General features: G+C 72.6%; 5 protein-coding genes and 2 pseudogenes. 1 reads left to right on the top strand and 6 read right to left on the bottom strand.

Annotated features, from left to right (window positions below; translation table 11 throughout):
* A pseudogene (locus ABD352_RS31390) lies at positions 1-2,318 on the bottom strand (NAD-glutamate dehydrogenase); the annotation flags it as partial.
* A 227-nt stretch (positions 2,319-2,545) separates the two neighbouring features.
* Here ABD352_RS31390 and ABD352_RS31395 point away from each other — a divergent pair.
* The gene (locus ABD352_RS31395; protein WP_344616126.1) at positions 2,546-4,435 is read left to right on the top strand and encodes a penicillin-binding transpeptidase domain-containing protein; all 1,890 of its coding nucleotides are present in this window, start codon (positions 2,546-2,548) and stop codon (positions 4,433-4,435) included.
* Between the two features lie 722 nt (positions 4,436-5,157).
* On the opposite strand, the pseudogene ABD352_RS31400 reads toward ABD352_RS31395, so the two are convergent.
* The 5 genes and pseudogenes from ABD352_RS31400 to ABD352_RS31420 all read right to left on the bottom strand — a co-directional run.
* Positions 5,158-6,058, bottom strand: a pseudogene (locus ABD352_RS31400) (arginase family protein); the annotation flags it as partial.
* Between the two features lie 11 nt (positions 6,059-6,069).
* Positions 6,070-6,963 carry a tetratricopeptide repeat protein gene (locus ABD352_RS31405; protein ID WP_344616127.1) on the bottom strand — a complete coding sequence of 298 codons (894 nt, stop codon included), beginning with the start codon at positions 6,961-6,963 and terminating at the stop codon, positions 6,070-6,072.
* 4 nt (positions 6,964-6,967) lie between these two features.
* Positions 6,968-7,840 carry an ABC transporter ATP-binding protein gene (locus ABD352_RS31410; RefSeq protein WP_344616128.1) on the bottom strand — a complete coding sequence of 291 codons (873 nt, stop codon included), beginning with the start codon at positions 7,838-7,840 and terminating at the stop codon, positions 6,968-6,970.
* 55 nt (positions 7,841-7,895) lie between these two features.
* Positions 7,896-10,931 (bottom strand): ABC transporter permease, encoded by a 3,036-nt coding sequence (locus ABD352_RS31415; RefSeq protein ID WP_344616129.1) that lies wholly within the window; start codon positions 10,929-10,931, stop codon positions 7,896-7,898.
* 70 nt (positions 10,932-11,001) lie between these two features.
* Entirely contained in the window at positions 11,002-13,995 is a 2,994-nt protein-coding gene (locus ABD352_RS31420; protein ID WP_344616130.1) for an FtsX-like permease family protein, read from the bottom strand.
* Positions 13,996-14,032: the final 37 nt, after the last annotated feature.

The following is a 14,032-nucleotide window of genomic DNA, read 5'->3' on the forward strand; positions in this document are numbered from 1 at the left end:
GCCTGGATCAGGTGCAGGAACGAGCGCAGGATGCGGTCCTGGTCGAGGCTGGTCACCTGGTCGAGATCGGCGTTGATGGCCGCGACCAGCTCCTTGGACTGCACCGAGCGGGTCACCTCGGACAGCTGCAGCCGCGGGTCGAACCGGGCGGCGAAGAGGGCCACGAGCTTCGAGGCGATCGCGGGGTACGCCAGGAGCGTGGTCTCCATGTAGTCCTGGGAGAACACCGTGCCGGCCTGGCGCAGGTACTTGGCGTAGGCGCGCAGCACGACGACCTCGCGCCAGGTCAGCCCGGCCATGAGCACCAGCGTGTTGAAGTTGTCGACCTCGGCCTCGCCGCGCCAGGTGGCGGAGAACGCGTTCTCCAGGTGCGGGCGGACGTCGACCATGGCCCGCGAGCCGGGCGGCAGCTGCAGTCCGAAGTCGTACAGGTAGATCGTGCCGTCGGAGCGCACCACCTCGTAGGGGCGCTCGTCGGTCACCTGCACGCCGAGGGAGTGCAGCACCGGAAGGACCGCCGAGAGGAGCATCGGCTCGCCGTACCGGAACACCTTGAACCGCACGTCGGACTCGTCCTGCCGGCGGCGGTACACGTGCATGACCAGCTGCCCGGGCTCGTCGAGCAGCTCGAGCTTGGCGACGTCCTTGACCGCCTCGTAGGGCGTGTGCTCGTCCTTGTACGTGTCGGAGATCGCCTGGCCGTAGCGCTGGTACAGCACCTTGGCCTGCTGCTCGTCGTTGAGCTTGCGCTCCAGCACCAGGCGGAAGTCGTCGTCCCACAGGCGGGTCGCCTCGGAGAGGCGCTCGGTGAGGTCGTCGAGCTCGATCTCACCCGGCGGGTTGCCCGGCTCGGTGCGGACGATGAAGTGCACGCGGGCGAACTTCGACTCGCTCACCCGGGTGGTGTAGTCGACCCCGATGCCATTGAGCTCGGCCAGCAGGATCTGCTGGATGCGCAGCCGGTTCGCGGTGGTGAACCGGTCCCGGGGCAGGTAGACCAGGCACGAGATGAACCGGCCGTAGGCGTCGCGGCGCAGGAACACGCGCAGCTGGCGGCGGCCGGCCAGGCGCAGCACGCCCATGACCGCCTTGTACAGCTCCTCGGTGCCGATCTGGAACAGCTCGTCGCGCGGGTAGGTCTCCAGCGTCTCCATCAGGTCCTTGCCGGAGTGGGAGCGCGGGGACAGCCCGGAGCGCTCGACCACCTCGGCCACCTTGCGCTTGACCACCGGCAGGTCGCGCACGCTGGTCCGGTACGCCGCCGAGGAGAACAGCCCGAGGAAGCGCTTCTCGCCGATCACGTTGCCGTCGACATCGAACTGCTTGAAGCCGATGTAGTCGAGGTACGCCGAGCGGTGCACCGTGGCCCGTGAGTTGGCCTTGGTGATGATGAGCAGCCGCTTCTCCTTGGCCTTGGCGTACGCCTCCGCCGTCATGGAGGACAGCACCCGCGGCCGCACCTGGTCGACCCGCAGGATGCCCAGGCCGGAGCCGAGGACCGCCTGCAGCAGCTCCTCGCCGTTCTCGTCCTTGACCAGCTTGTACTGCCGGAAGCCCAGGAAGGTGAAGTGGTCGTCGACGAGCCAGCGCAGAAGCTCGACGGAGTCCGTGATGTCCTTGTCCGGCACGGGCAGCTGGGCGCTGCCGAGCTCGTCGGCGAGGGTCAGGGCCTGGGTGCGCATCTTGTGCCAGTCCTCGACCGCCTCGCGCACGTCGTTGAGCACGCGGGACAGGTCGTTGCGCAGCTCCTCGAGCTCACCCTCGTCCCGGATGCGGTCGACCTCGATGCGGATCCAGCTCTCGACCATGTCGCCGGGGCCGGCGTCCTCGGGCTCGAGCCCGACGAGCACCTCCTCCAGCGCCCCCAGCGGCGCCCGGCGCAACACCACGAGCGGGTGCACCAGCAGGTTGACGTCGATGTTGCGCGACGACAGCGCGCTGGTCACCGAGTCGACCAGGAACGGCATGTCGTCGGTCACGATCTCCAGCGCGGTGCCGCCGGTGACGCTCAGGCCGAGCCGCAGCTTCAGCTCGCCCGGCAGGCGCTGCTGCGCCAGCTCCGCGTGCGAGCGGGTGGCCTCGACCATCCTGGCCACATTGCAGGCGGCCAGCTCCTCGTCGGGGACCAGGCGCCAGTAGGCTGCGACCAGTTCAGGATCGCCATCCTGCGCGGCGGCCAGCACGACCGCCTCCGCCACCAGGTGCTCCGCGTTGGGCACTGACTGCTCCAGCTCGTCGTCTTCGACTGCGTCGGGGGTCCGCGCTGCGCGTAAGCCTCGTGCGTCGTCCTGCACCGGGGTTGCCCCAGGCCGATTCATCGGTTGTTCTCCCCTCACCCACGTCGTTGTGGGTTGTCCTCGCTCAGCCTAAGACCTGCCCGCAGGGCCTCAAGTGTTCGGGGATCGCGGTCGTCAGCCCAGGAACACCCGTCTTCGGTTCACGATCGTCGAATACCAGATCAAGCGCCATTCGACGTACTGAATTGTCCTACTTGTTCGATCTTGGGGCGTGCAGAACCGTGCTTTCATGGCGCAGAATCGCCCACATGGCCGTTTCGATCCGTCGCGTCATCGCTCTCGCCGCCGCCGTGGCGCTGCTCGGCACGCTACCCGCGTGCTCCAGCAAGCCGCCGGACGACTCGCTCACGACATTCCTCGGCGCGTGGGAGAAGGGCAACCTCTCCGGCTTGAAGTTCGTGGGTCCGGACGGTAAAGCCCTCACCGGCGACGCGGCGCAGAAGCTGTGGACCACGGTCGCGGGCGACCTCGCGGCCCAGCCGCCGAAGCTCACCCTCAAGGGCGCCCCGACGGTCAAGGACGACAACGCCAGCGCCGCCGTGCACGTGGCCTGGCCCGTCGCCGACTCGACGTGGGAGTACGACACCACGGTCGACGCCAAGCGGGTCGACAAGGAGTGGCAGGTCGTCTTCGACGCGAAGACCATCAACCCGCAGCTGGAGGCCACCGACAAGCTCGCGATCCGCAAGACCGCAGGGACCCGGGGCAGCATCGTCGACGGCGCCGGCCAGCCGATCGTGAGCGCGAAGCCGGTCGTGATCATCGGCGTGGAGCCGCGGTCGGTCACCGACATCAACATCGTGGTCAAGAATCTGACAGACGCCTTCAAGCAGGCCAACGTCACGGTCGACATCTCGGGCCTGCCCGACCAGGTGAAGAAGGCCGCCCCCGACGCCTTCGTGCAGATCATCACGCTGCGCAAAGAGATCTTCGACACAATCGCCAACAAGCTGAACTCGACGCCGGGCGTGGTCACCCGCAACTCGACCCAGGCGCTGGCCCCCTCCGCGCAGTTCGCCCGGGCCCTGCTGGGCTCCACCGGCGAGGTGACGAAGGAGATCATGGACAAGAACCCGGGCAAGTACAAGATCGGCGACGTCGTCGGCCTGTCCGGGCTCCAGCAGAAGTACGACTCGGCTCTGCAGGGCAAGCCGGGCGTCAAGGTCGTCGTGCCGATGCCGACCGGCACCCCGGACAAGCAGCTCTTCGCCACCGACCCGACGGCCGGCACGGCGGTCAAGCTGACCCTCGACGTCAACCTGCAGAACGCCGCCGAGGCCGCCCTGGCCGGCGACACCCGGCGCTCGGCCCTCGTCGCGATCCGCATCAGCGACAACTCGATCGTCGCGGTGGCCAACGGCCCGGGCGCCGCGGTGAACAACTTCGCCCTGGTCGGCCAGACCCCGCCCGGCTCGATGCTCAAGACCGTCACCGCCCTGGCCGTGCTCGACAAGGGCATGACCGGCGAGAGCGTGGTCAACTGCCCGAAGAACCTCACCGTCGACGGCCGCACCTTCAAGAACTCCCACGACGAGGAGCTCGGCGCCGTGCCGCTGCGTGTCGACTTCGCCAAGTCGTGCAACACGGCCTTCGCCTCGCTCGCCCCCAGCATCGCCCCCGACGGCCTCGGCAAGACCGCCGCCAGCCTGGGCATCGGCATCCCGTGGGACCTCGGCGCCGACGTCTTCACCGGCAAGGTCTCGGTCAACGGCTCGAAGGCCGAGCAGGCCGCGGCCGCCTTCGGCCAGGGCACCAACCTCGTCTCCCCGGTCATCATGGCCGGGGCCGCGGCGGCGGTCGCCCGGGGCCAGTGGAAGCAGCCCCAGCTGGTCCTGGAGCCGGCCCCGAAGAGCCCGGCACCGGACGGCCCGGCCCTGAACCCGGCCTCGCTGGACGCCCTTCGCACGATGATGCGCCAGGTGGTCACCGACGGCACGGCCAACCAGCTGAAGGACCTGCCGGGTGACCTGCGGGGCAAGACCGGCACCGCGGAGTACGACAACAACCCCGCCCACACCCACTCGTGGTTCATGGGCTACCGCGGCGACATCGCCTTCTGCGTGTTCGTCGAGAACGGCGGCGCCTCGACCGCCGCCGCCGTCCCGATCGCCGGCAAGTTCTTCCAGACGATCGGCTAGTTTCCGGCGTACCTCACCCGGCCGGCCTGCGGTCCTCCGCGGGCCGGCCGTGGCGTCTCAGCCGGCGGTCTCGTCCTCCTCGACGGGGGTGCGGGCCGCCGGGACCACGTCCGTCAGCGGCGACTCCGGGGCGTCCCCCGCGTCGCGGCGGACGGCCTGGGCGGGCACGAACGGCCGCAGGCCGCCGGGGCCCATGGAGTCGCGCGGCAGCGAGTCGAGCGATAGTTCCGCGACCCGGTTCACCTGCGGCCTCACCGGCACGACCTGCTCGTACAACTCGTCCTCACCCTCGTCATCCGCAATGTCGTCGTCCGCGCCCTGGTCGGCGTCGGCGTCACCCGCGACCGCATCGGCCTCGGGGTCGATCTCGTGCTCCTCAACGTGAGGCCCGTCCGCGCCGAGCACGTCCGCGCCGAGCCCATCTTCGTCGAGTCCATCTTCGTCGAGCGCATCACCCTCCGCGATATCCGACATTTCCGAAATGTCGGATATGCCCCAGCCGGGCGCCGGGTCCGGCAGGGCCGCCCCAGCCGGAGAGGGAAGCGACGACACGTCGTGCGGGATGAGGCGCGGCCCGGGACGCGACTCCGCCGGGGCCGGCGGCGCCGGGATGCGCAGCGAGGGCGGCGCCGACACCGGCGGGGCCGAGACCGGGGGCGCGAACGGCGGCGCCGAGATCACGGGGTCGGGCGAGGCCGCGACCAGGGCCGACGAGGTGATCAGCGGCTCCAGCCCGGCGACGAGGACGTCGGTCACCTCGGCCGCGTACTGCCCGTCGGGGTCGTAGTCGGGGTCGAAGACCGTCACCTGGGCGCCCACGCAGCGCGGGTCCGAGATCAGCCCGCTGAGCAGGATCTCCAGCTCCCGATAGGCGATCCCGCCCACGTCCGGCGCGTCCACGGCGGGCATCACGGCCGGGTCGAGCACGTCGACGTCCACGTGGACCCAGAAGCCGGCGCAATCGCGCAGCTGGTCGCGGGCCCACTGGGCCGAGCGGGCGGCGCCGTCCGAGCGCAGCTCCGGCACGGCCCGGGCGACGATGCCGGCGGCCTGCAGGTCCAGCCGGTACTCGTCGTGCGTGCGGATGCCCAGCAGCGCGACGTCGACGTCGCGGAAGTACGGCCGGCGCTGCTCGATGGAGGCGAGGTTGGCCTGGCCCCGGCCGGTCGCCAGCGCGAGGGCCTCGCCGGCCGCGGCGCCCACGTAGGAGGCGTTGCCCTCGTGCCGGAAGTCGGAGTGCCCGTCGACGTAGATCAGCCCGATCCGCCCGCCGGCCTCGGTCTGGTAGCGGCGCATGGCCAGGCCGGCGCCGAGCAGGATGGAGCAGTCGCCGCCGAGCACGAGCGGGAAGTCCCCGGCCGCGAGGATGCTGCCGATCCGGTCGGCCAGGCGGCGCACGAACACCGCGATCTCCGCGGCCTGGGCCACGCCGTCCCCCGGCTGCCACCCCGCCGGGTCGTACCGCGGCGGGGTGATGCAGCCGGCGTCGCGCGCCCCGAGGCGGGTCAGCAGGTTGTGGTCGCGCAGCGCGCCGGGCGCCTTGGCGCAGCCGGGCACCGAGGATGCGGTCGGTGGCCGCAGCCCCAGGTTGCTCGGCGCGTCGACGACGGCGATCCGGCGCAATGCGGGCGCCGTCAGAAGAGCGCGCTCGCCAGTGCCCGGCGGGCCTTGGCGACCGCGGGGTCGTCGGGGCCGGCGACGGCGAACAGCGAGACGAGGTGCTTGCGCACGGTCTCCCGCTCGTCGCCCGGCGTGCGGCGGATGAGGTCGACCAGCCTCGTGTACGCCTTGTCGGCCTCGCCGGTGAGCACCTCGACGTCGGCGGCGAGCAGCTGGGCCGGGACGTCGGCCGGGGCGGCCTGGGCCGCGCTCAGCGCGCCGGCGAAGTCCACGCCGTCGACCCGGCGCAGCAGGCCTACCTGGGCCAGCCCGGACTCGGCGACGGCGTCGGCCGGGGTCTCGTCGAGGATCTTGCGGTACGCCGCCTCGGCCGCGTCGAGGTCGCCGTCGGCCATGGCGTCGTCGGCGGCCAGCAGCCGCGGGTCCTCGGGCTGCTCGACCTCCACGCCGGCCGCCTTGAGCACGGCGTCGATCCACTGCCGCAGCTGCGGCTCGGGCAGCATCTGGTTGAACGCGTCGACCGGCTGGCCGCCGACGACGGCCACCACGAACGGGATGTTCTGGATGCGGAACATCTGCGCCAGCCGCGGGTTGGCCTCGATGTCGACCCGGGCGAGGGCCCACGCGCCGCCGCCCTCCGCCGCCAGCTGCGCCAGCAGCGGGGAGAACTGTTGGTGCGGCGCGCTCATCTCGACGTAGAAGTCCAGGACCACCGGCATCGTCAGCGACCGCTGGATGACGTCGTCCTGGAACGACGCCTCCGTGACGTCGAACACGTTGGCGCCGGCGGCCGCGGCGGGGGCAGGCGTGGTGGCCCGCTGCGCGGCGGCCGCGTTGCTGCGGGCCAGGGCGCCGAGGTCCACCGCCCCGCGGGTGAAGATCGACTGAGACTGGCGTGGGTCGGTCATGGCCCTAGTTTTGCACGTGCCCCAGGTGGTCTGCCGCAAGTGACCGGTCGGATCCACCCGCCACCAGCGTCACCTGCCCGTCGATGTGCTCGACGGTGAAGAGCGTGCCCGGCGGGAAGTCGCCGAGGACCTCCGGCGGCAGCTGCACGGTGCCGTCGCCGGCCACCACGGCGAAGTCCTGGCCGTCGCGTCCCTCGGCACCCACCCGGCCGTCGCGGATGGTCACGGCCCGGCCGAGCCGGGTGCCGACCTCACCGTCGTGGGTGACGACGACGATGGTCGTGTTGCGCTCGCGGTTGACCGTCTCGAGGGCCTCGAGCACCTCGTCCCGGCCGTGGGTGTCGAGCTGGCTGGTCGGCTCGTCCACCAGGAGCAGCCCGGGGCCGGCGGCGATGCCGACGGCCAGCGCGGCCCGCTGCCGGGCGCCCGGGGCGAGCTCGTCGATGCGCGCCCGGCCCAGCCCCGGCAGGCCCACCAGGTCCAGGATGCGGTCGGGGTCGTCGAGCTTGATGCCCTCGGTCCGCGCGGCCCGCCGCTGGGCCAGCCAGATGTTGCGGTGCAGCGACGCGTACGGCAGCAGGTTGCGCGCCGCGCCCTGCAGCACCACGCCGATCTCGGTCCCGCGCAGCCGGGCGATCTCCCCGTCGGAGAGCTTGCCCATGTCGTACGTCCCGATGTTCACCCGCCCCGCGGACGGCCGCATGAGGCCGGCCAGCAGCGCGATGAGCGTCGACTTGCCCGAGCCCGACGGCCCGACGAGGGCCAGCGTCTCCCCCGGCCCGATCGAAAGGTCGACGCCGGCCAGCGCCACGACGTCGCCGGCCTCCGCCCGGTAGATGTGCACGACCCGCCGGCAGGCGACCGCCAGTCCGTTCATCGCGTCCCCGTCCCCATCCCGATCATCGAACCAGTCGAATTGTCGAACATCGTCCTTATCGCCTCCGCTGCTCCGACGCGGCGCGCATCCGGGCGCCGGCGACCACGGCCGACGCGGCCAGCACGAGCGCGGCCGCGCCCCACGCGATCGCCACCGGCTCCGGCGAGGGCCAGATCGACGCCTCGAAGCCGTCCGCGTCGTCGGAGAACACCGGAAGATACTCCCGCACCAGCAGCCAGCTGGCCAGGGCCGCGAACGGGGCGATGAGCGCCGCCGTGCCGACCAGGGCCAGGTAGCCGTTCGCGCCGGCGTCGCGGCGGGTCACGCCCTGTGCCCGCAGCGACCGCAGCTCGCCGGCCCGCCGCAGCCGGTCCAGGCTCGCCACCAGCCACAGCGCGCCGGCCCCGAGCAGCACCGCGAGACCGGCGGCGAGCTGGTGGAAGCGCAGCGCGACGGCCGGACCCTGCTCGTCCATCGCGGCGCGCAGCGGGCCGAGCGAGCGGTCGCTCATGATCCGCAGGCCCTGGGCCTGCAGCTGCTCGATCACGTCGGCCGGGGCCTGCGGGCCGAGGAAGATCTGCGGGTACAGCGCGTCGCCCCCGTCGGCCGCCAGCCGCTCGGCGTACTCGAGGTCGACCAGCCCGCCGTGGTAGCCGAGCTTCGGCACCGTCTCCACCTCACCGGCGATGGCGATGGACTGCCGGTTCTCGTCCAGGCCGGTCATGTGGTCGCCGATGCCGGCCGTGCGGGCCATGATCACCGGCAGCGGCGAGGGGGCGTCGGTCGGCAGGATCTTGACCGAGGTGTCGGCGCCCTTGTAGTTGGTGAGCTCGGCCCGCAGGCCGTCCTTGGCGGCGGTGAGCGTCGGCACGAGCAGCCGCGGCCCGGGCGACTCCGGCGTGCGCCAGCCGTCGGGGTTGGCGAAGGCCGCCTCGTCGATGACCTTCTTGTCGTGCTGGCTGAGGCTGTGGAGCGTCATCGTCACGTCGAAGCCGCGGTTCTCGGGCTGCTGCAGCTCCAGCCCGGCCAGGCGGCACCCGTTGACGCACATGGGCAGGTTGCGCACGTAGGTGTGCCGGCCGGTCTGCACCAGGCCGAGGTCGACACGCCCGACGCCGGAGCCGTCGTACGGCACCACCACGGCGACCCAGTGCACCCGGTAGGCGTCGACGAGCGAGTCGATGGTCGCGTCCAGCGACACGTCCTTGTTGTCGACCTCGATGCTCCGCTGCGACGTGGGCGGCTTGAGCAGCTCGCTCGCCTTCTGCGCGGACAGCGCCTTGTCCTCCCACAGCGCGACGGCGGGCAGCGCCTCGCTGTCGACCGCCAGCATCGGCGGCACCCCGGTGTCGTCGCCGACCGGCAGCATCGCGGTCGCCATCGCGAACTTGTGGTCCTTGTCGACCGCCCGGACCTTCGACAGCAGCGAGGCCCGGCTCAGCGGCTCGACGGACAGCACCCGGGGCGCGCCGAGCTCGACCCGGTTGCGCCGGTCGCGGGCGTCGGCGGAGGCATCGGCCGCGGTGGCGGCGAAGACCATGAGCCCGAGCGCGACCACGAAGAGGGCGAGGATGCGCTGGGTGCCGGGGCGGCGGGTGAGCGCGTAGGCGGCCAGGGTCGGGCCGAGCCGACCGCGGCGCAGGGCCCGCCGGCCGACCGCCTCGGCGATGGGCAGCACCGCGCGGGCGGCGAGCAGGGCCACCGCGATCACGACCGCCGACGGGGCGACCAGCGCGAAGCCGGTGAGCCCCTCGCCGCCGCGGCGCAGCTGCACCACGGAGACGGCGGCGAGCACCACGACGAGCACCTCGAAGACCGGTGCGCCCCAGCGCGAGGCCCGGCTGGGCACGTTGCGCAGCAGGTCGGAGGTGCGCTTGACCAGCTCGGCCCGCTGCGCGAGCACCGCCGCGACCAGCGCGCCGACCAGCGCGGCCAGCGACCACAGGGTGAGCCCGGCCGACAGCGGCACGTCGCCGGCGCTGCTGAGCAGCAGCTGGGCGGCCAGCCGGACCAGGTAGTGCCCGAGCACGAAGCCGGAGGCGGCACCGGCCAGAATGGCCACGATGCTCTCCCCGGCCGCGAGCCACCAGCGCCGCGGGGTGCTCACCCCGCGCAGGGACAGCAGGCCCAGCTCCAGCCGCCGCTCCTGGGTGGCCGCGGCGACGGCGATGAACAGCACGAACCAGCAGAGGAGCACCAGTGGTACCGCTGCGACCGGAACCACCTGGGCCACGAGATCCCGGTCGGCGTTGATCCGCTTGGCCAGGGCGGGCAGCTTGGTCTCCACGACCACGTGGCCGGGCAGCCCCGTCAGCTGGGCCTCGCCGTGCTTCACCGCGGCGTTGATGCTGTCCAGCGACTCCCGGTCGATCCTCGACCAGTCGATGACGAAGTCGAAGATCTGCCGCTCGGGGCCGTGCTCCATCGCCTCCATGGTCAGCCGGTTGACGAAGGCGGGCTCGGTGGTCATCCGCGCGGTCTGGCGGGGGTTGAAGTAGTCGGCGTCGGACCAGTACAGGTCGGCGGGGTTGATCGGGTCGTAGACGCCGACCAGGGTGAACCTGACCCGCGGGCCGGCCTCGACGAAGTCGCCGCCCTCCGGGTCCACCGTGGCGTAGCTGATCTCGAAGGTATCGCCGAGGTGCAGGTCGAGCTGCTTGACCTGAGCGGTGCTCAGCACGACCTCGGACTCGCTGACGAAGCAGCGCCCGGCGCTGAAGCGCAGGTGCGCGCAGGTGTCGTCGCGGTACACGAGCCGAGGCGCGATCGGCTGGTACTTGACGACGTCGGCCGGGAAGATCATCGTGTCGTACTCGGTGCTGTACACGCTCGTGAACTGCGCGCCGTCGAACACCTCCGGGACCAGGTCCTCGAAGTCGTGGTCGCCCGACTTCGGCTGGGTGCGCCGGGCCTGCAGCACCCGCTCGGCCACCGGCGCGGCCGCCACCTCGCTGCGCACCACGGCGCGGTCGGCGGTGGCCGAGTACACCGGCGCGCTGACCGCCGCCGCCATGGCGAACATGGCCAGGAGGAACGCGGTGAGGGCCTGCCCGGCCCGAGCCCGCACCATGGACAGGACCAGGCCGATCACGCCAGCACCTCCGCAAGCTCCGCCGACCTGTGCTCCTGGTGAGCGACCCCGCCGCTGCGCTCCGGATCGCTCACGGCGCCCTCCAACCATCGGCGAAGTACGGCAGGACGTCGCCGATATAGGCGCGGATCAGGACCGCGAGTATCAGCCCGAACAGCAGCGAGACGCCGGCGAGCACGAGGTACCCCTCGATGCTCACCCGCCGCACCAGCCGCGACGGCGCGCCCTGGCTGCGCAGCGCGCCGAGCTCGCGGGAGCGGGGCCGGCGCTCGACGGCGGCGACCACGGACGCCGAGCCGACCGCCAGGGCCAGCCCGACGATGGCCGAGAGCAGCATGAACTGCAGGGTGAGCGGCGGGCCGAAGGACGCGTACCGGTCGGCCACGCCGTCGGCCGTCTCCTCGCCGAGCACGATCAGGCCCTGCGCCCGGAGCCGGTCCTTGATGTCGCGCGGGGCGCTGTCGTTGAGCCAGACCTGCAGCGACTCGCCCGCGCCGAAGTCGGCGCCGAGGCGGTCGGCGTACTCCAGGTCGACCATCACCCCGGTGTCCCCCAGCCTCGGCAGCCGCAGGGCGGTCCCCCCGATCGCCTCGGAGATCGACGTCGAGCCGTAGGTGACCCGCTGGTCGCCGACCAGGCGCGGCTGGCGCCTGGTGGCCCGCACGCTGGTCAGCGGGGCCGGGGTGTCCAGCACGTACACGCCGGGGTCGGAGGTGCCGGTGCGTACCGGGGCGACGGTGAGCTTCAGGCCGTCCGGGACCGGGCCGACGATGAGGTTGGGCGGGTTGCCGTTGACCCCGAGCCGCCATTTGGTGCGGTCGGTGAGCATCTCCTTGCTCAGCACCGCCTGGCCGCCGCTCTGCGTGATGCCGTGGACGGTGACCTCGACGCCCGGCCGGGAGGAGAAGAAGATCTTCTGCTCCTGGGTGGACTGCATGATCTGCAACGAGCTGAGCCGGCAGCCGGGCGCGGTCGCGCAGGCCGGCACCGGCATGGTGACCGTCTTGCGGCCCTCGGCGAGCGGGCCGACGTGGGCGGCGAGCCGGACCCCCTTGGGGTCGGCGAGCACCACGTCGAGGAACACCACGCGGCTGGAGTCGCTGCCGTCGACGTGGCTGGTGTAGTCGACGGTCAGCTCCGAGCCGGTGACCATGACCGGCTTCGGGGCGTCGGGGTGCAGCAGGGCGGCGGTCTGCGCGGCGCTGGAACCGTACTCCGGGCGCCAGGTCGCCACCTTGGCCAGCCGCGGGCTGTCCACCAGCAGTGCCCGGTCGTAGCCGGAGATCAGCGACTCCACCACCGCCATCGCGTGCTCGCCGCCCGGGTCGGCCGCGCGCACCGCCTCGAGCAGGGCGAGCCGGTTCTCGGCCCGCACGGTCAGCACCCGGTCGGCGCCGACCTCCAGCTCGGCCCGGGCGCGGCCCTCGGAGCGCCCGGCGCCCCAGGTCAGCGCCGAGGTGGTCAGCAGCGCGACGGTGACGATCATCAGCGCGGCGAGGCGGTGCACGCCGGGCCGGCGGGCCAGGTAGATCGCGGTCAGCGCGCGGGCGGCCCGGCCGTGGCGCAGCGCGCCCTCGACCAGCCGCCCCGCGGTGAACGTGATGAGCCGGGCCGCGACCAGCGCGAAGGCCAGGGCGGCCAGGCCCGGGGCGAGCAGCGCGAGGCCGGCCGCGTCGCCTGAGGCGCGGTGCTTGACCTGGTAGACGGCGGCCACCGCGAGCGCGACGAGGATCAGGTCGAACAGCTCGCGCCAGAGGCGGATGCGCACCGTGCCCTGCCGCAGCAGCTCGGAGACGCTGGAGGACAGCGCCCGGCGCTCGGCCAGCAGCGCGGCGAGCAGGGCGCCGAGCACGGCCACCACGACCGCGCCGGCGGACAGGGCGGCAGCCTGCTCGTTGACCGTGGCGTCGCGGATTCGCCCGGTGACGGCGGTGGCGGCGACGTACCCGATGGGCAGCCCCAGCACCGCGCCGGCCAGCATCGGCAGGGCACTCTGCCCGCTCACCAGCGCCCAGGTGCGCCCGCGGGTGGCGCCGCGCAGCTTCACCAGCCCGATGTCGGGGCGCCGCTCCTCGCCGGTGTACTTCACCGCGAGATACAGCGCGAACCAGCACAGCACGAGCAGCTGGAAGGCGCCGACCGGGACGCCGAGGGAGACGAGCCGGCGGTCCCGCTGGACCTTGGAGATGGTCGCCGGCAGCTCGGTGTTGAGCGTCAGCCGGTTGTTGCCGGCCTCGACGGTGGCCGCGCCGAGGCGCGCGCGGACGTCCTCCGGCGTGTTGTCCACCAGCAGCTGCGGCTGGGCGACCAGGTCGACGACGGTGCGCACCGGCAGCGTCGCGAGGGTCTTGTCGAACGTGGCCGGCCCGGTCAGCATCGCGTCGTCGACCGGCTCGGTCATGTCCGGCGGCGCGCCGGTCGGCAGGTTGGGCGCCAGCAGCTGGTCGTTGCTGCTCCAGAACGGGTCGTTGGGGTCGTCCGGGCGGTACACGCCGACAACCTTGAGCGGCAGCGGGTGCGGCAGGCCGGAGTTGGCGAACATGACCTGGTCGCCGGGCTTGACCTGCATGTAGCGGGCGGTGCGGTAGCTGAGCATCACCTCGCCCGCGGCGGCCGGGCAGGCCCCTTCGATCGCGGCGTGCGCGCAGGCGTCCGGGCGCAGCATCACCGGCGAGTTGGTGCTGCGGTCGCCGCCGCCGGCCGCCGCGCCGCCGGCCGGCTTCGCCCCGCCCGCCGGGACGGTGCCCGGGGACGTCTGGCCGGACACGTAGGCACCGGTGTAGGAGGTGAAGCCGGTGAGCCCCACGATCCGCCGCGTCTGGTCGGCCGACGCGGCCAGCTGGGCCTCGATCGAGCCGCCCTCGACGGGACCCTCGCCGATGGTCTCCAGCGAGCGTTCGTGGATCGGCGCGCTCTCGACGTGCCGGGTCGCGACGCGTTCCGTCGAGGACAGCACGTACCACGGTGCGGCCGCCGCAGCGGCCGCCGCCAGGGTGCTGAGCAGCAACAACGTCAGCGCTTGGGCGCGCCGGGCTCGCAGCGCCGCGAGCACGAGTGCCAGCAAGGCCCCTCCCCCGTCTCAGGTCGTCGTAGATAGACCA

Origin of the sequence: Dactylosporangium salmoneum, from assembly GCF_039532525.1 — a bacterium.
GTDB lineage: Bacteria > Actinomycetota > Actinomycetes > Mycobacteriales > Micromonosporaceae > Dactylosporangium > Dactylosporangium salmoneum.

Bases quoted from the DNA above. Each gene is read 5' to 3' on its own strand.
- ABD352_RS31395 (WP_344616126.1), top strand. From the start codon at position 2,546: ATGGCCGTTTCGATCCGTCGCGTCATCGCTCTCGCCGCCGCCGTGGCG.
- ABD352_RS31405 (WP_344616127.1), bottom strand. From the start codon at position 6,963: ATGACCGACCCACGCCAGTCTCAGTCGATCTTCACCCGCGGGGCGGTG.
- ABD352_RS31410 (WP_344616128.1), bottom strand. From the start codon at position 7,840: ATGAACGGACTGGCGGTCGCCTGCCGGCGGGTCGTGCACATCTACCGG.